Origin of the sequence: Caldimonas thermodepolymerans (assembly GCF_015476235.1) — a bacterium.
Classification (GTDB): domain Bacteria; phylum Pseudomonadota; class Gammaproteobacteria; order Burkholderiales; family Burkholderiaceae_C; genus Caldimonas; species Caldimonas thermodepolymerans.
In genome coordinates this window covers 2627271-2643617 of sequence record NZ_CP064338.1, presented here as the reverse complement: position 1 = coordinate 2643617, position 16347 = coordinate 2627271, and the positions used below count along the sequence as shown (strand labels likewise).

The following is a 16347-nucleotide window of genomic DNA, read 5'->3' as shown; positions in this document are numbered from 1 at the left end:
CCCGGCGCGGGCCGCATCCGGTGTACTCCCCGCATGGGCGACCGTGGGGTCGCCACCCGCTACAGGAGTGCTGCCCGTGTCCGCGCCTGTCGACCCCCCTCACGCGAAGTTCTGGCCCCGGCGCCTGCCGCGCGCCCTGACCGTGCCGGAAACCTCCCTGTGGTTCAACCTCGAGGTGTCCGCCGCCCGGTACCCGAACAAGGACTGCCTGATCTTCTTCGGCCGGCGCTACACCTACGCCGAGGTGCTGCGCCAGGCCGAGGCGCTGGCCGGCTGGCTGCAGCAGCACGCCGGCGTGCGGCGCGGCGACCGCGTGCTGCTGTACACGCAGAACTGCCCGCAGCACGTGATCGCGACCTACGCGATCCTGCGCGCCGATGCGGTCGTGGTGCCGGTCAACCCGATGAACCGCACCGAGGAGCTCAAGCACTACATCACCGACCCCGAGGCCAAGGTCGCGATCTGCAGCGCCGAGCTGGCGGGCTACATGGACGCGGCCAGTGCCGCGCTGCCGCCCGCGCAGCGGCTGCAGCACCTGCTCGTGACGCGCTACGCCGACGCGATGCCGGCGCAGGACGACCCGCAGGACGCGCCGCCGCCCGCGATGGCCGAGTGGCTGCGCGCCGACCCGCCGCTGCCGGCCGGTGCGGTGCGCTGGACCGACGCGATCGCCAGCGGCATGGCGCCCGGCGCCCATACCGCGCGGCCGGACGACCTGGCGGTGATGCCGTACACCTCCGGCACCACCGGGCTGCCCAAGGGCTGCATGCACAGCCACCGCACGATGATGCACAACGTGGTGGGCGGCAGCCTGTGGAGCCAGGGCGGGGCCGATTCGGTCACGCTCGGCGTGGTGCCGATGTTCCACATCACCGGCATGCAGTACTGCATGCACACGCCGATCTGGGGCGGCTCCAGCGTGGTGCTGATGCCGCGCTGGGACCGCGAGCTGGCCGGACGCCTGATCTCGCGCCACCGCGTGACGCACTGGACCTGCGTGCCGACCATGGTCATCGACCTGCTCGGCAGCCCGAACATGGACCGCTTCGACCTGTCCAGCCTCACCTACCTGGGCGGCGGCGGGGCGGCGATGCCGCAGGCGGTGGCCGAGCGCCTGCACGAGCGCTACGGCCTGCTGTTCGCCGAGGGCTACGGCCTCACCGAGACCGCCGCGCCGTCGCACGCCAATCCCCCGGAGCGTCCCAAGCTGCAGTGCCTGGGCATGCCGTTCTTCGGCGTCGATTCGCGCGTGGTCGACCCGGAGACGCTGCGCCCGCTGCCGCCGGGCGAGGTGGGCGAGATCCTGATCCACGGGCCGCAGGTGTTCCTCGGCTACTGGCGCAAGCCCGAGGCCACCGAGGCGGCCTTCGTCGAGATCGACGGCAAGCGCTTCTTCCGGTCCGGCGACCTGGGCTACACCGACGACGAGGGCTACTTCTACATCACCGACCGGCTCAAGCGCATGATCAACGCGAGCGGCTACAAGGTCTGGCCGGCCGAGGTCGAGGCGCTGCTGTACAAGCACCCGGCGGTGCAGGAGGCCTGCGTGATCGCCACGCGCGACGCCTACCGCGGCGAGTCGGTCAAGGCGGTCATCGTGCTGAAGGACGCTGCCCGCGGTCAGACCACCGGGGCGGACATCATCGAGTGGGCGCGCCAGAACATGGCCGCCTACAAGTACCCGCGCGTGGTCGAATTCGTGGACGCGCTGCCCAAGTCCGGCTCCGGCAAGGTGATGTGGCGCCTGCTGCAGGAGCAGGAGGACCGGCGCGCCCAGGCCGCCTGAGGCCGCATCAGAAGCCGGCGCCGGGCTGGCTCAGGTAGGCCCGCTCCTCGGGCGAGCTGTCTCTCCCGAGGATGGCGTTGCGGTGCGGAAAGCGGCCGAAGCGCCGGATCACGTCGCGGTGCCGCAGGGCATGGTCCAGCGGCCCTTCGAAGCCGGGCGCGGCCTGCGCCAGCGCGGTGAACAGGCGCACCGACTCGTCCTGCACCGCCAGGTCCTCGGCATGCTCGAACGGCATGTAGACGAACCAGCGCAGCATCGGCGCCAGGCGCAGGTCGTCGCCACGGTCCCCCAGCCGGCGTGCCAGCGCCAGCGCCCGCGCGTCGCCGGCAAAGGCGCGCGGCGTGTCGCGCCAGGCGTTGCGGGTGAACTGGTCCAGCAGCAGGATCTGCGCGAGCGTGTCTTCCGGCGTGTCGTCCCAACCGGGCAGCGCGCCTTGCAACGCGGCCTCGATCGTGGGGCCGAAGCGTTCGCGGATCGCCTGGTCGAAGGCCGGGTCCTTGCGGAACCAGGCGTCGCGCGGCCGCATCCCGGCCCGCTGCGACGCGGGGCCGAACCAGAACTCGAGCACCTCGGCCGGGGTGGCGGTGGTCGTCATCGCATGACCGAGGCGGACTCAGGACGTGGCCAGCAGGTCCTGCGTCTGCGGGTGGCGCTGCATGTAGCTGCGCACGTAGGAGCACAGCGGGTTGATCTTCAGGCCCTGGCTGCGGGCATGGGCCAGGGCGCCTTCCACCAGCGCGGCAGCGATGCCGCGGCCCTGCAGCGCGGCGGGCACCTCGGTGTGGGTCATGTGCATGATCCCGCCGCTCAGGCGGTATTCGGCCACGCTCAGGTGCCCGTCGACACGGGTCTCGAAGCGGTGGGCGGCGGCGTTGTGGACGATCTCGGGTGGGGTCGGCATCGGGCGTCGGAACGAATCGGAACGGACAGGCTCCCACTGTAGCGGCCGGCGCATCGCCCGTGCAGCCCCGGGGGGATGAGAACCATGCCACAGGTCCGCCCCGCCGGGGGATACCGCATGCGGGCTGGCAGGGGTACGCTGGCTGCAGGTTCCGCGAGGGTGGCGGCCCTGCGGCCGGCGGCCTTGCTGCACCGCAGCAGGCCTGGGCGCGGGGATTGCACCCCGGGAGGAAACCGCCACGCGTGCAAGGAGATGTCCATGAGCGAGCTGATCGCCGGCTGCCAGGAAGCCGCACCGCCCTTGCGGTTTCGTACCCTGCTGTACCGCTACTGGTTTTTCGCGTGGCTGTTCCGCGACGCCGGGCGCGGCAACCTGTTCGAGCGCGCCGCCGCCTGGCGCCACAACCAGCAGCAGGCGCGCTGGCTGCCCACCTACATGCGCCGTTGGGGCGTGGCCGGCGCGGTCGCCTTCGTGCTGGGCGCGGCGGTGGAGCAGCTCGGCGGCGCGGCGCTGCTGGCCGCGCTGTTCTTCGTGCCGTCGGCGATCACGGTACCGGTCAACGCGGTGATCGGCGCCGCCTGGCTCGGCCTCAAGCTGCTGCCGGCCCCCGGCTGAGCCCGCCGGAGGCGGCGCCCGTGCCCGTCGACGCTACTTGCGGCCCTTGCCCCCCGGGCGTCGCGGTTCGTCGCGGCGCGGCCCGCGCGGGCGCGGCTGCGGCGGCGGGCTGGCCTCGCGCAACAGGCGTTCGAGCTGCACCGGATGCATGCGGCGCTGTTCGGCAAAGGCCGCCACGCTGAGCCCGCTGGCCTTGTAGCTGGCCAGCAGCTCGGCCAGGAACTGCTTGCGCTGCTCGCGTTCCTGGCGCGCCGTCTCGAGCAGGGCGTCCAGCTGGTTCGGATCGACGCCCTTGAGCGCGCAGAAGTTCTCGCGCGTCAGCGTGGTGCCCTCGTAGTCACGCAGCAGCGCGGCGCGGAAGTTGCGCTGCGCGTGGGCCTGGGCCCGCTCGGCCTGTTCCTGCGCACGGCGCTCCTCGTGGCGCGCGCGTCGCTGGGCCAGCGTCTGCTGTGCCACCTGGCGGTGCTCCTCGCTCAGCTCGCCGGCCGGGTTGCCGTCCAGGTCGTAGCGGTGCGTGCCGGTGCTCACGGCGCGCAGGTAGGCGTCGCTCATCGTGTAGCGGCGCAGGAAGGCGGACAGCGTCTGCTTCGGGAAGGTGTCCGGGCAGCGCGCCTGGATGTCGACCTGGATGCGCAGCTTCAGCGGTTTCGGCTTGCCTGCGAACAGCGCAGGAAACTTCTCCTTCAGCAGGGAGGCGCAGGCCGCGACGGTCATGGCCTCGTCGCTGGAGGCGTTTTGGGGCTCTTGGGAATCCATCCGGTCAGTGATGCAGTGAGTGCGGTGCGTATTGTGATGCCTTGCGCCGCAACGGGTGGACTGTCGTCCGGCCGGGCGGCCGTGCACAATGTTGCCGTCGATCCCGCCGAGCCGCGCCGAGGAACATCGTGAACATGGCCTTGCCGACCGAGACTTACATGGAGGGGCTGCCCGTGGGGGTGCCTGCAAGCGGCGCATGAGTGCACGACCCGCGCCGCCCTTTGCCCGCTTGTTCTTCGCGCTGTGGCCGGATGCGGCGACCCGCGCCGAATGGGTCGCCTGCCAGCAGGACTGGGCCTGGCCCGAGGGCGCCCACCTCACGCCGCAGGACCAGCTGCACCTGACCCTGCACTTCCTTGGCCGCGTGCCGCGCGACCGGTTGCCCGCATTGCAGCAGCAGGCGCAGGTCCCGTTCAAGCCGTTCGAGCTGTGCCTGGACCGGGCAGGCACTTGGCCGTCGGGCATCGCCTGGCTGCAGCCATCGGTGCTGCCCGAGCCGCTGCTGGCGCTGCATCGTGAACTGGGCACGCTGCTGCAGGGACAAGGCTTCGAGCTCGAGGACCGGCGCTATCGCCCGCATGTCACGCTCGCGCGCAACGCGCGGGCCGCCAGGGCGCCGGCAGCCGTGGCCATTCCCTGGCGCGTCGACGGCTACGTGCTGGTCGAATCGCATGCGGGCACCGGCGGCGGCTACGAGGTGCTGTGCCGCTACGGCGAGACCATCGGCGCCTGAGCGCCGCGCACTCCGGGGCGCTCAGCCCAGGTCGTGCCGGTCCACCGAGATGGGACCCGGCCCGAAGGCCGCGACGAACAGCAGCCCGCCGGTGATCGCGAGGTTCTTGTAGAACGAGATGCTCTGCGCCGCCTGCTCTGCCGCCGGGAAGGCCCAGAAGTTGTGGAAGAACAGCGCGGCGAGCACCGCGAAGGCTGCCAGCGCCAGCGCCGCCCAGCGCGCCTTCAGCCCGACGAGCAGCGCCAGGCCCGCACCGATCTCCACCACGATGGTCAGCACGGTGAGCACCGGCGGCAGCGGCAATCCTTTCGAGGCGATGTAGGCGGTCGTGCCGTCGAAGTTGCTGACCTTGCTGAACCCCGAGGGCACGAACATCAAGGCCAGCAGCACCCTTCCGGCCAACGGGCCGAATTTTTCGATGAAGCCCATGGCGTCCTCCTTGGGTAGGCGACCCAAGCATAGGAGGGCGCGTGCACGGGCGCAATGCCGGCCGTCCGCCGCCGCCCAAATCCGCTGCGCGCGCAGGGCCGTCCCGGGCAGGGGCCCGCGGCGCGGGCACACTGCCCCCATGTGCAGCCCGTGTGGAAAGGTTCGCCATGGCGCAGCATCCGGCCCATGACCTGGTGGTGATCGGCGGTGGCAGCGGCGGGGTGCGGGCCGCGCGGCTTGCCGCGCAGCGCGGTGCACGGGTGCTGCTGGCCGAAGCCGCGCACCTGGGCGGCACCTGCGTCAACGCCGGCTGCATCCCCAAGAAGCTCTACAGCCATGCTGCGCACTACCGGCACGCTTTCGACGAGGCGCGCGGCTACGGCTGGCAGGTCGAGCCGCCGGTGCTGGACTGGCCGCGGCTGCGCCGCCAGCGTGCGGCGGAGATCGAGCGGCTTCGCGGCGTCTACGCGCGCCTGCTGCAGGACGCCGGCGTGCAGGTACGCCAGGCACGAGCGCGGCTGCTCGACGCGCAGACGGTGCAGGTCGGCGACGAGGTCGTGCAGGCCCGGCGCATCCTGCTGGCCACCGGTGCGGCGGCCAGGCGGCCGCCGGTCGAAGGCGCAGGGCTGGCGCTGACCTCGGAGCAGATCTTCGACGTCGATCCGTTCCCGCGCCGGCTGGTGATCGTCGGGGGCGGCTACATCGGCTGCGAGTTCGCCTCCATCTTCCAGGGGCTGGGGGCGCAGGTGACGCTGCTGCAGCGCGGTGCCCACCTGCTGCCGGGCTTCGACGAGGAACTCACCGCCTTCCTCGCCGGCGAGCTGCGCAAGAAGGGCGTCGTGCTGCGCTTCGACGCGCACCTGCAGCGGCTCGAGCGCACCCGCGACGGCACCGCGGTACATCTGGAAGGCGACGCGCCCCTGGTCGCCGATGCGGTCCTGCTGGCCACCGGACGCGCGCCCAACACCGCCGGGCTGGGACTGGAGGCCGCGGGCGTGCGCGTCAACGACAAGGGGGCGGTCGAGGTCGACGGGGAGTTCCGCACCAGCGTGCCGTCGATCCATGCGATCGGCGACCTGGTGGACCATCGCGCACTGACGCCGGTGGCCCTGCTGCAGGCCGGTGCGTTGGTGGACCGGTTGTACGGCTGCGAACACGAGGCGCCGCGCGAGATGCGCTACGAGGACGTGCCGTCGGCAGTGTTCTGCGATCCGCCGGTGGCCGCGGTCGGGCTGACCGAAGCACAGGGCCGCGAGCGCCACGCGACACTGCGCGTCTACCGGTCCGAGTTCAGGCCGTTGCGCCACACGTTGAGCGGCAGCGACGAGCGCGCCTTCATGAAGCTGGTGGTCGACGACGCCAGCGACCGTGTGCTCGGGGTACACATCGTTGCGCCCGAAGCGGGCGACATCGTGCAGGGGTTCGCGGTGGCCCTGAAGGCCGGGGCGACCAAGGCGCTGTTCGACAACACCGTGGCCGTGCACCCGAGCGTGGCCGAAGAGCTGGTGCTGATGCGCGAGCGCCGCTGCGCAGGCGGCATGAGCATCGCCTGATCCTCGCGTCGCCTGCGGGCGACATCCGTGCAGACATTGTCAGCCGGCGCCGACAGGCCGGGCTCGGCCGTGCTGACATCCTGCGCGCGGCCGCAAACCTACAGTGGGTCCATCGGCGGTCGACGCCGCCGAGTGGCAGACCCACCCGATGATTCACCAGCAAAGGAGATCGACAATGAAAGCACTGACCTTGATGGGCACCCTGGCGGCGGCGGTGGCGTTGACGGCCTGTGGCCGCCCCGACGACGGCACGGCGGCGCGCAGCACCGACGCACCTGTGGTCGCGCAGGCCGAGCCGCGCGACGAATCGCTGGGCGAACGCACGGCCCAGGCGGCGCGCGATGCCGGTGACGCGATGGAGCGCGGTGCCGAGCGTGCCGGTGATGCGATCGGCGACGCCGCGATCACCGCCTCGGTGAACTCCGAGCTGGCGCGTGACGACGAGCTGAGCGCGCTGGGCATCGACGTCGACACCGACAACGGCCGCGTGACGATGTCCGGGACGGCCCCGAACGAAGCGGCGCGCGAGCGCGCGACCCAGCTGGCTTCTGCCGTGCGCGGGGTCGTGAGCGTCGACAACCAGCTGCGCATCGAGAACCAGGGCGACGCCCAGCCGGCGCAGTAACGCCGGCTCGCATCTCCCCACAGCCTTCGCCCGGCCGGGCGGAGGCTGTGCTGCGTTCAGCCGGCGGTGACTTGCAACACCAGCTTGCCGAAGTTCTCGCCGGAGAACAGCTTCAGCAACGCCTCGGGAAAGGCCTGCACGCCGCCTTCGACGACATGCTCGCGCGACTTCAGCCGACCGTCGCGCAGGTAGCCGGCCAGCTCGGCCACCGCCTCGGGGTAGCGGTCGGCATAGTCGAACACCACCATGCCTTCCATGCGGGCGCGGTTGACGAGCAGCGAGAGGTAGTTCTTCGGGCCCTGCACCGCGGCGCTGTTGTATTGCGAGATCGCGCCGCAGACCACGATGCGCGCCTTGCGCGCCAGGCGCGTCAGCACCGTGTCCAGCACCTCGCCGCCCACGTTGTCGAAGTAGACATGCACCCCGTCCGGGCAATGGCGGCGCAGCTCGTCCTTCAGCGGCGCACTCTTGTAGTCGAGGCAGGCATCGAAGCCCAGCTCCTGCACCGCCCACTCGCACTTGGCCCGGCCGCCGGCGATGCCGACCACGCGGCAGCCCTTGATCTTCGCGAGCTGCCCGACGGTCTGGCCGACGGCACCGGCCGCCCCCGAGACCACCACCGTCTCGCCCGGCTGCGGCCGGCCCACGTCCAGCAGGCCGAAGTAGGCCGTCATGCCGGGCATGCCCAGCACGTTGAGCCACTGGGTCAGGCTGCCGGCCCGCAGGTCGATGCGGGTGAGGCCGGCGCGCCTCAGTTCGTCGCCGGCCAGGCTCGCGTACTCCTGCACGCCCAGCGCGCCGCTGACGTGGTCGCCGACCTGGTACTGCGGGTGGCGCGACGCGATCACGCGGCCCACGCCGCCTGCGCGCATCACCTCGCCGATGCCCACCGGGGCGATGTAGGACTTGCCTTCGTTCATCCAGCCCCGCATCGCGGGGTCGATCGACAGGTACAGGACCTGGACGACGAGGCCGCCCTCGGGCGGCTCGGCCACGGGCTCGGCGGTGTGCTGCCAGTTGTCGCGCGTGGGCAGGCCGACCGGGCGCGAGGCCAGGCGGACCTGGTGGTTGGTCAGGGCGGAGAGGGTGCTCATGGACGTCCTCACGTCGGCAGGGAAGGCCCGCATGTCACCACATTCGGCCGGCCCCGACCGTCACCAAGGTGACGGTACGTGACGCGCAAGGCCGCTTCAGGCCTTGGCGGCCGCGCGCACCGGGGGCTCGGCCACGGCGGGCGGGGGCGGCGGCTCGGTCGCCAGCCGCACCGGCGGGCGGGGCAGCCGCCGGTCGGGGCAGTCGTCGTCGTTGAGCCGGTCCAGCGCCGCCTCGCGGGCTTCGTTGAGGAAGTCCAGCATGATCGGGGCGCTGTCGGCCAGCGCGCTGCGGTCGCGGTGGAACTCCGGGTGCCACTGCACGCCGCGTGCGTAGCCGTTGCCGGTCCAGCGGATCGCCTCGATGATGCCGTCGATCGTCGAGACCGCCTCGACCTCGATGTCGCGTCCCAGCTTGTTGATCGCCTGGTGGTGGATGCTGGTGACGCGGATGCGCGAGCCCTTGGGGTAGAGCTTGGCCAGTTCGCTGTGCTGCAGGAAGGTCACCTCGTGCTCGTACTCGTCGTACAGCTCCGGGTCGACATGCTTGTGCGCAGCCGGGCACTGGGTGCGCACGTCCTGGTACAGCGTGCCGCCGAAGGCGACGTTGAGCAGCTGGCAGCCGCGGCACACCCCGATCACCGGCTTCTGCTGCTGCAGGAAGGCACGCAGCAGGGCGAGCTCGTAGCGGTCGCGGATCGGGTCGCCGGCCCACAGCGGGTCGAGCGGCTCCTCGCCATAGGTCTGCGGCGCGACGTCGGCCCCGCCTTGCAGCACCAGGCCGTCCAGCTCGTTGACGTAGTCGAACACCGACAGGTGCCGGGCAGCGCGCCGGCTGTCCTCGGCCACCGCCGGGATCATCAGCGCGACGGCGCCGTGCTCCATGATCCAGTGCGCCAGCGACTGCTCGAGATACTGCAGCGTCTTGTTGCGGAATCCCAGTTCGGACGGCACCTGGTACAGCAGGCGGGCCGAAATGCCGATGCGCAGCGGGCGGGTCGGCTCGGAAGGCTGGGTCATGCAGGCATCTCCATCGCAACGGCACCGTAGCCGACGCAAGTTGTGCGCCGATCGTACTGCGGCGCCGCACCGAGGTGGTACAGGATGTGATCGCGAAACGGCAGTGCGTCACGCGCCGGCACGCGACGTGGCGCGGCAGGCACAATGCCGGGCCATGCGGATCATCGATTTCGAACTGCGCGGCGAGTTCATCACGCTCGACCGCCTGCTCAAGGCCACCGGGCTGGCCGACAGCGGCGGCGAGGCCAAGGCCGCGGTGGCGGCGGGCAAGGTGCAGGTGGACGGGCGCGACGAACTGCGCAAGACCTGCAAGATCCGCGCGGGCCAGGTGGTGCAGGTGCACGGGGCGCGCGTGCGGGTGCACGCGCCGCCGGCCGGCGCGCCCGGGGATGCCCACGACGACGGCGCGTCGGGGTGAGCCTTGTTACAGTGACGCTACATCTTCCTCCGCACGGAGCCTCTGCATGAGCCTTTCCCCGCCTTACATCGATGCCGCGCAACTCGTATCCGAAATGCGCGGGCAGGGGTATGCCGTGCTCGGGCCGGCGGAGTTCTGCAGCTGGCTGCCGGCCGACCCGACGGAGCTGGAGGCGCTGCGCCCCTCCTGGAACCGGCTGCCGCCGGACACCTACCTGCGCGACGGCGGGCGCTACCGCCGGCGGCGCCACTCGTGCTACCACGCCACCGCGACCGAGCTGACGCTGGTGCCGCACCGCGCGCACTGGCAGCCGGTCGAGTACAACGCGCTGCACGGCGGGCTGGAGCGCTGGTTCGAGCCGATCGAGCCCGAGGTGGTCGCGCAGCCGGTGTGGACCACGCTGCTGCGCCGGCTGGCCGCCTGCTGCACCGCGCTCAAGCCCGGGGTCGAGGGGTGGTACGTCGAGGCGCACCAGTTCCGCATCGACACCACCGACGGGATCGGACGTCCCACGCCCGAGGGGGCGCATCGCGACGGGGTCGATTTCGTCGCGGTCATCCTGGTCGGGCGCGAGGGCGTCAAGGGCGGGGAAAGCCGCGTCTTCGACGCCCACGGCCCGCAGGGCCTGCGCTTCACGCTGGACCAGCCGTGGACGCTGTTGCTGCTCGACGACGAGCGCGTCATCCACGAGACCACGCCGATCCAGCCGCTGTCCGACGGCGGGCACCGAGACACGCTGGTGCTGACCTACCGCCAGGGCGGCTTCCAGGGGCCCTGAAGCGGCTCATTGCATGGTGTGGCTGGCCAGGTACTCGCGCACCGCGAGCGCCTGGGGCCCGACCGTCTCGACGGCGCGGCGCAGGTCGTCCGCGCTGACCCCGAGTTCGGTGACCCAGTGATCGAGTTCGCTTTCCTCGTCCACGTCGACCACGATGCGTTCGTGGCCGGCGCGCTCGTATATCTGCATTGCGGTCATGGTCAATCTCCTGGCATCCTCGGGCCGTCTTGCAGGCAGCGGACATGCCCGCTGCTTCCTGCGCGCCACGATCCGCCGCCGGAGGTCGTGGCGCTGCGGCCGCAGGGGCGGGCAAGCGGCATGCCGGTTCGTGGACCGGCCGAGCGGGAATTGCAATTGCCGTGTTCTCGCGGCCATGGACGGAGGTGCTCGTGGACGTCGATGCCCTGCTGCTGTCTCGCATCCAGTTCGTCTGGGTGGTCGCTTGGCACATCCTGCTGCCGGCCTTCACCGTCGGGCTGTCGTGCTACATCGCGACGCTCGAGACGCTGTGGTGGGTGAAGAAGGACCCGATCTACCTGCGCCTGTCGTCGTTCTGGATCAAGATCTTCGCCGTCTCGTTCGGCATGGGGGTGGTCTCCGGCATCGTCATGCCGTTCCAGTTCGGCACCAACTGGAGCCGCTTCTCGGAGCAGACGATGGACGTGGTCGGCGCGCTGATGGCCTACGAGGTGCTCACGGCCTTCTTCCTGGAAGCCGCCTTCCTCGGCATCCTGCTGTTCGGGCGCAAGCTGGTGCCGCAATGGGCCCACGTGTTCGCGGCGGTGATGGTGGCGCTGGGCACGCTGCTGTCCTCGTTCTGGATCCTGGCGGTCAACAGCTGGATGCAGACGCCGCAGGGCCACGAGGTCGTCGATGGCCGCTTCGTGCCGGTGGACATGCTGTCGGTGATGTTCACCCCGTCCTTCCCGTACCGCCTCGCCCACACGGTGGTGGCGTTCGTCGTGACCACCGCCTTCGTCGTGCTGGGGGTGGCCGCAGGCTACCTGCGCCAGGGACGGCATGTGGCCGAAAGCCGCACGATGGTGAAGATGGCACTGGGCTTCCTCAGCATCATGGTGCCGCTGCAGGTCCTGATCGGCGACCTGCACGGGCTGAACACGCTGGAGCACCAGCCGGCCAAGGTCGCGGCGATGGAGGGGCTGTGGGAGACGCAACGGCGCGTGCCGGCCTCGCTGTTCGCGATCCCCGACGAGGAGGCCGAGACCAACCGGTTCGAGATCGCCATCCCCGCGCTGGGCAGCCTCTACCTCACCCACGACTGGGACGGCGAGGTCAAGGGCCTGAAGGAATGGCCGCGCGAGGACCGGCCGCCGGTGGCCATCGTCTACTTCGCGTTCCGCGTGATGGTGGGCATCGGGATGCTGATGCTGGCGCTGGTGGTGTGGGGCTGGGTCCAGCACTGGCGCGGGCGGCTGTACGACTCGCCGGGGTTCCTGGCCGCCGCGCGCTGGATGACGCCGGCCGGCTTCGTCGCCGTGCTCGCGGGCTGGACCGTCACCGAGGTGGGGCGCCAGCCCTGGACGGTGTACGGGCTGCTGCGCACGGCCGACTCGGTCACGCCCTCGCTCACCACGGCCGACGTGTCGCTGTCGCTGGCGGGCTACGTGGTGGCCTACCTGGTCATCTTCAGCGGCGGCTTCACGCTGTTGCGCCGCATGGTGCGCACCGGCCCGCAGGTGGCCGAGCAGGACGAAGGCCGCGAGGACCCGGAGGCGCGGCCGGCGCGGCCGCTGTCGGCAGTCACGCAGGCGCCATCGGCGTCACGTCACGAGGAGGGCGGCCATGCAGCTTGATCTGGTACCCCTGTGGGCGGCCATCCTGGCGCTCGCCGTGTTCATGTACGTGCTGCTGGACGGCTTCGACCTCGGTGTGGGCATGCTGTTCGCGTTGCGCCGCGACCCCGCGGATCGCGACCTGATGGTGGCCTCCGTCGCGCCGATCTGGGACTTCAACGAGACCTGGCTGATCCTCGGCGCCGGCGGCCTGCTGGCGGTGTTCCCGCTGGCCTTTGCCGTGATCATGCCGGCGCTGTACTTCCCCATCCTGCTGATGCTGCTGGGCCTGCTGTTCCGGGGGGTGGCCTTCGAGTTCCGCGAGGTCGAGGGGGCCCGGCGCGGGCTGTGGGACCGGGGCTTCGTGATCGGCTCGCTGGTCGCCACCTACGCGCAGGGCGTGGTGCTGGGCAACTTCATCACCGGATTCCCGGTGCAGGGACGCCAGTTCGCCGGCACCAGCTGGGACTGGATCGCACCGTTCCCGCTGCTGGTGGGGCTGGGGCTGGTGTTCGGCTATGCGCTGCAGGGGGCCACCTGGCTGGTGATGAAGACCGAGGGCGAGCTGCAGGACTGGGCGCGCCGCATGGCCGGGCGCTGCCTGTGGGGGGTGCTCGCCTTCATCGCGTTGATCAGCCTGTGGACGCCGCTGGCCGAGCCGCGCATCGCCGAGCGCTGGTTCAGCTGGCCCAACCTCCTGTGGTTCTCGCCGGTGCCGGTGCTGACCGTCGCGCTGGCGGTGGTGCTGGTGCGCGCGCTGCGGCGCGGCGCCGAGGTGCTGCCCTTCCTGTGCTCGATCGGGCTGTTCTTCCTTGCCTTCACCGGGCTGGTGATCAGCCTGTGGCCGTACGTCGCGCCGCCGTCGATCACGCTGTGGGACGCGGCGGCCGCGCCCAAGTCGCAGGCCTTCATGCTGATCGGCACGCTGTTCCTGCTGCCGGTGATCCTGCTGTACGTCTTCTGGTCGTACTGGGTGTTCCGCGGCAAGGTGAAGGCGCACGGCGGCTACCAGGCGTTGTAATTCCTACAGCATCGGCTTCGTGAGGAATTGCCGCCGCAGGCGGACTATCGCCGTTTTGTTTCCGTGCTGTTGCGTTTGCGGGGAACCGGATGAGGTTTCATAGGGTCCTCTTCTTCCGTGACCGCCATGAAGCCCTTCAAGACCTGGCCCCGCTGGGCCCGCTACCTTGCCGGCACCGCTGCCGGCATTCTTGTGCTGGCTGCTGCCATTGCCGTCGACTACCACACCGGCACCGCGTCCCCGGGGCAGAAGACCGAACTCGCGCAGCAGTTCGAACGCGAGGCGCGCAGCTGGCTGGACCATCCGCGCGACGTCTCCGAGTTCGAGCAGGCGTTGCAGCAGGGCCGCGTGCAGGCGGTCGGGGTCGACGGGCAGCGCGTCTTCGTGACGACCCGCGGCGGCGAGCGCTACAGCACCCGGCTGCTGTCGGCGCAGGAAGGGCTGCCCGCCAGGCTCGAGGCGCTGAGCCGCGAGCATGGCTTTGCGCTCACGCCGATCGACGTCGACGAGCGCAGCACCACCGCGCGCCTGGCCGACAGCGCGAGCCAGGTGATCCAGCGCCTGGCCGGATTGCTGACCGTGGCGGTGATGGCGCTGCTTGCCGTCTACCTCGTGCGGCAGACGCAGGGCGCCGGCGGCAAGGCACAACTGGCGGAAAAACCCGACACCCGCTTCGACGACGTGATCGGGGCCGCCGAAGCCAAGGCCGCCTTGCAGCAGGTGACCGCCTTCATGCGCCAGCCGGACAAGTACCTCGCCCTGGGTGCCAGGCCGCCGCGCGGCGTGCTGCTCGAGGGACCGCCGGGCACGGGCAAGACGCTGCTGGCGCGCGCGCTCGCCGGTGAATGCGGGGCCAACTTCATCGCGGTCGACGGATCCTACTTCTCCAGCATGTTCTACGGCGCGGGCATCGGCAAGGTGCGCGAGCTGTTCGCCACCGCGCGCAAGCACGCGCCGTGCATCGTCTTCATCGACGAGTTCGACGGCATCGGCAGGCGCGCGGCGGGCAGCAAGGTCGCTGCCGGCCAGTCGGAGGAGAACCGCATCATCAACAAGCTGCTGGTCGAGATGGACGGCTTCTCGCCGTCGGACAACGTGGTCGTGGTCGGCGCAACCAATCACGTCGGCAACGTCGACGAGGCGCTCAAGCGTCCCGGGCGCTTCGACCTGGTCGCGCGCGTGGGCCTGCCCAACGTGAACGACCGGCACGCGCTGTTCCGGCTGTGCCTGTCGCGCGTGAAGGCCGCCAGCGGCATCGACGTCGAGGCGCTGGCGCGCTCCAGCGCCAGCCTGTCCCATGCCGACATCACCAACGTCGTCAACCGCGCCACCGTGCTGGCGGCCGAGGCCGACAGCCCGGCCGTGACGCAGGAGCACCTGCACCGCGCGCTGGAGACGCACCAGCTGGGGGGCGAGGTCTCGAGCGTGAAGGCCATGTTCACGCCCGAGGCGCGCCACCGCATCGCGATCCACGAGAGCGGCCATGCGATCGTCGCGCACGTGCTGGCAGCCGGCACGGTCGAGCGGGTCACGATCGAGCCGCGCGGCCACGCGCTGGGCGTGACCTTCGTCACGCGGCCCAACGAGGTGCCGCTGTACGGCGAGCAGGAGCTGCAGGCGCGCCTGGGCATGATGCTGGCCGGGCGCGAGGCCGAGCTGATGACCTTCGGCAACACCACCTCCGGGGCGTCCGACGACCTCAAGCGCGCCTCGGAACTGGCGATCGAGATGGTGAGCTCGATGGGCTTCAGCAGCGAATTCGGCCTGCTCAGCCTGCAAGGGGTGCCGGAGCGGCTGGTCGGCCCGCACATCCAGGACAAGGTGCTGGCCGAGGCGCGTGCCCTGCTGGAACGCGCCCAGGCGCGCTGCCGCGAGGCGCTGCACCAGCACCGGGACGCGCTGCATCGCCTGACCGAAGCGCTGCTGCGCGACGAGACGGTCTCCGGCGTGGCGCTGCGCGCGCTGCTGCCGCAGCCGCAGGCGCAGGCCTTGCCGCACGCGCCGGCGCTGCGCGTGGCGATGGACGGCGCCGCCTCGCGCAGCCTCTGACGCGGCGCTTCAGCCGCCGCTCCTGTCCATGGGCTTGGGCGCCCATTCGTTGCCGACCTCGCTGCGCAGCAGCGCCACCAGCTCGTCGATCACCTCGGGCGGCACCTTGCCGTCGAAGCGCCGGTGCAGCACTTGGTCGGCCTGGTAGGGACCGCCCGTAGTGTAGAGGAAGCCGCCCTGGCCGTCGGGCGGGGCCGCGAGCTGCGGCTCCTCGTAGCGGGTCGCGAACCAGCGCCACATCGCGGCCTGCTGCTGCGCCGGCGCGGCGCCTTGCAGCCAGTCGTCGTTCACCTCGAAGACCGGCGCGTCCACGTTGCCGGCCTCGCGCGGCAGCGTCACGATGCCACCATCTCCGATCCTGTCAGCCACTGCCATCCTGCGTCTCCTGGGGGATTTCCGTCGGATGCAGCAAGGCTCGCACCCGAGCGCCGATAATCGCACGTCACGGAACCTGTGGCCGCCGCCCCGCTCATACGAACATGTCCGAGATGTCCGTCCTGCTTCAACGCCTGTTCGCCATCCTGCTGCGCGTGTGCGCGCTGGTGGCCGGCGCCGTCTTTGCCCTCAGCCTGTTCGTCGCCGGGCTCATCGCGATGGCGGGCATCGTCGGCTGGAGCCTGCTGCGCGGGCGCAAGCCGGTGTTCCTGCGCTGGGGACGTTTCTCCGCCGGAGGCTTTTCGTCGGCCCACCGGCGCGCCGCCCCGGCGAACGACGACGTGATCGACGTCGTTGCGCGCGAGGTGCCCGGTCCCAAGCAGCGCCTGATGCAGGACTGATCC

Annotated in this window: 19 protein-coding genes; 11 read left to right on the top strand and 8 right to left on the bottom strand. The window is 71.0% G+C overall.

The window, feature by feature from the left end:
- The first annotated feature begins 76 nt into the window (after nucleotides 1–76).
- Nucleotides 77–1786, top strand: a complete 1710-nt coding sequence (locus IS481_RS12445) for a long-chain fatty acid--CoA ligase (RefSeq protein ID WP_104355738.1) — start codon at nucleotides 77–79, stop codon at nucleotides 1784–1786.
- 7 nt (nucleotides 1787–1793) lie between these two features.
- On the opposite strand, the gene IS481_RS12440 is transcribed toward IS481_RS12445, so the two are convergent.
- Nucleotides 1794–2381 (bottom strand): DUF924 family protein, encoded by a 588-nt coding sequence (locus IS481_RS12440; protein WP_104355737.1) that lies wholly within the window; start codon nucleotides 2379–2381, stop codon nucleotides 1794–1796.
- Nucleotides 2382–2399: 18 nt separating this feature from the next.
- Complete coding sequence (locus IS481_RS12435) at nucleotides 2400–2687, bottom strand: GNAT family N-acetyltransferase (protein ID WP_104355736.1); 288 nt, start codon at nucleotides 2685–2687, stop codon at nucleotides 2400–2402.
- Between the two features lie 258 nt (nucleotides 2688–2945).
- Between IS481_RS12435 and IS481_RS12430 the strand changes: the two genes are divergently transcribed.
- Complete coding sequence (locus tag IS481_RS12430) at nucleotides 2946–3302, top strand: hypothetical protein (RefSeq protein WP_104355735.1); 357 nt, start codon at nucleotides 2946–2948, stop codon at nucleotides 3300–3302.
- Between the two features lie 33 nt (nucleotides 3303–3335).
- On the opposite strand, the gene IS481_RS12425 is transcribed toward IS481_RS12430, so the two are convergent.
- A complete protein-coding gene (locus IS481_RS12425; RefSeq protein WP_165908624.1) occupies nucleotides 3336–4058 on the bottom strand; it encodes a ProQ/FINO family protein in 723 nt (240 codons plus the stop codon).
- 196 nt (nucleotides 4059–4254) lie between these two features.
- Between IS481_RS12425 and thpR the strand changes: the two genes are divergently transcribed.
- Entirely contained in the window at nucleotides 4255–4791 is a 537-nt protein-coding gene (gene thpR, locus IS481_RS12420; RefSeq protein ID WP_170067421.1) for an RNA 2',3'-cyclic phosphodiesterase, read from the top strand.
- Between the two features lie 21 nt (nucleotides 4792–4812).
- On the opposite strand, the gene IS481_RS12415 is transcribed toward thpR, so the two are convergent.
- Nucleotides 4813–5247 carry a DoxX family protein gene (locus IS481_RS12415; protein ID WP_419186827.1) on the bottom strand — a complete coding sequence of 145 codons (435 nt, stop codon included), beginning with the start codon at nucleotides 5245–5247 and terminating at the stop codon, nucleotides 4813–4815.
- A gap of 140 nt (nucleotides 5248–5387) precedes the next feature.
- Between IS481_RS12415 and gorA the strand changes: the two genes are divergently transcribed.
- A complete protein-coding gene (gorA, locus tag IS481_RS12410) occupies nucleotides 5388–6773 on the top strand; it encodes a glutathione-disulfide reductase (protein WP_104355733.1) in 1386 nt (461 codons plus the stop codon).
- A 175-nt stretch (nucleotides 6774–6948) separates the two neighbouring features.
- On the top strand, nucleotides 6949–7398 hold the full coding sequence (locus IS481_RS12405; RefSeq protein ID WP_104355732.1) for a BON domain-containing protein: 450 nt from the start codon (nucleotides 6949–6951) through the stop codon (nucleotides 7396–7398).
- A 56-nt stretch (nucleotides 7399–7454) separates the two neighbouring features.
- On the opposite strand, the gene IS481_RS12400 is transcribed toward IS481_RS12405, so the two are convergent.
- Both IS481_RS12400 and IS481_RS12395 read right to left on the bottom strand, forming a co-directional pair.
- Nucleotides 7455–8492, bottom strand: a complete 1038-nt coding sequence (locus IS481_RS12400; RefSeq protein WP_104355731.1) for an NADP-dependent oxidoreductase — start codon at nucleotides 8490–8492, stop codon at nucleotides 7455–7457.
- 96 nt (nucleotides 8493–8588) lie between these two features.
- Complete coding sequence (locus IS481_RS12395; protein ID WP_104355730.1) at nucleotides 8589–9509, bottom strand: gamma-glutamyl-gamma-aminobutyrate hydrolase family protein; 921 nt, start codon at nucleotides 9507–9509, stop codon at nucleotides 8589–8591.
- A gap of 154 nt (nucleotides 9510–9663) precedes the next feature.
- On the opposite strand from IS481_RS12395, the gene IS481_RS12390 reads away from it, so the two are divergent.
- Together IS481_RS12390 and IS481_RS12385 are read left to right on the top strand one after the other, a co-directional pair.
- On the top strand, nucleotides 9664–9927 hold the full coding sequence (locus tag IS481_RS12390) for an RNA-binding S4 domain-containing protein (protein WP_104355729.1): 264 nt from the start codon (nucleotides 9664–9666) through the stop codon (nucleotides 9925–9927).
- Nucleotides 9928–9973: 46 nt separating this feature from the next.
- Nucleotides 9974–10705: a 2OG-Fe dioxygenase family protein gene (locus tag IS481_RS12385; RefSeq protein ID WP_104355728.1), complete on the top strand. Its 732-nt coding sequence runs from the start codon at nucleotides 9974–9976 to the stop codon at nucleotides 10703–10705.
- A 6-nt stretch (nucleotides 10706–10711) separates the two neighbouring features.
- Here IS481_RS12385 and IS481_RS12380 read toward each other — a convergent pair whose 3' ends face one another.
- Nucleotides 10712–10903: a DUF3606 domain-containing protein gene (locus IS481_RS12380; RefSeq protein WP_232529264.1), complete on the bottom strand. Its 192-nt coding sequence runs from the start codon at nucleotides 10901–10903 to the stop codon at nucleotides 10712–10714.
- Between the two features lie 191 nt (nucleotides 10904–11094).
- Between IS481_RS12380 and IS481_RS12375 the strand changes: the two genes are divergently transcribed.
- From IS481_RS12375 to IS481_RS12365, 3 genes are all read left to right on the top strand, one after another.
- Nucleotides 11095–12519 (top strand): cytochrome ubiquinol oxidase subunit I, encoded by a 1425-nt coding sequence (locus IS481_RS12375; protein ID WP_232529262.1) that lies wholly within the window; start codon nucleotides 11095–11097, stop codon nucleotides 12517–12519.
- On the top strand, nucleotides 12509–13519 hold the full coding sequence (gene cydB, locus IS481_RS12370; protein ID WP_104355725.1) for a cytochrome d ubiquinol oxidase subunit II: 1011 nt from the start codon (nucleotides 12509–12511) through the stop codon (nucleotides 13517–13519). Before IS481_RS12375 ends, cydB begins: the two co-directional genes overlap by 11 nt.
- 126 nt (nucleotides 13520–13645) lie before the next feature.
- Nucleotides 13646–15568 (top strand): ATP-dependent metallopeptidase FtsH/Yme1/Tma family protein, encoded by a 1923-nt coding sequence (locus IS481_RS12365; protein WP_104355724.1) that lies wholly within the window; start codon nucleotides 13646–13648, stop codon nucleotides 15566–15568.
- Nucleotides 15569–15577: 9 nt separating this feature from the next.
- Here IS481_RS12365 and IS481_RS12360 read toward each other — a convergent pair whose 3' ends face one another.
- Nucleotides 15578–15943 (bottom strand): hypothetical protein, encoded by a 366-nt coding sequence (locus IS481_RS12360; protein ID WP_132763602.1) that lies wholly within the window; start codon nucleotides 15941–15943, stop codon nucleotides 15578–15580.
- 113 nt (nucleotides 15944–16056) lie between these two features.
- On the opposite strand from IS481_RS12360, the gene IS481_RS12355 reads away from it, so the two are divergent.
- Complete coding sequence (locus IS481_RS12355) at nucleotides 16057–16344, top strand: hypothetical protein (protein WP_132763598.1); 288 nt, start codon at nucleotides 16057–16059, stop codon at nucleotides 16342–16344.
- Nucleotides 16345–16347: the final 3 nt, after the last annotated feature.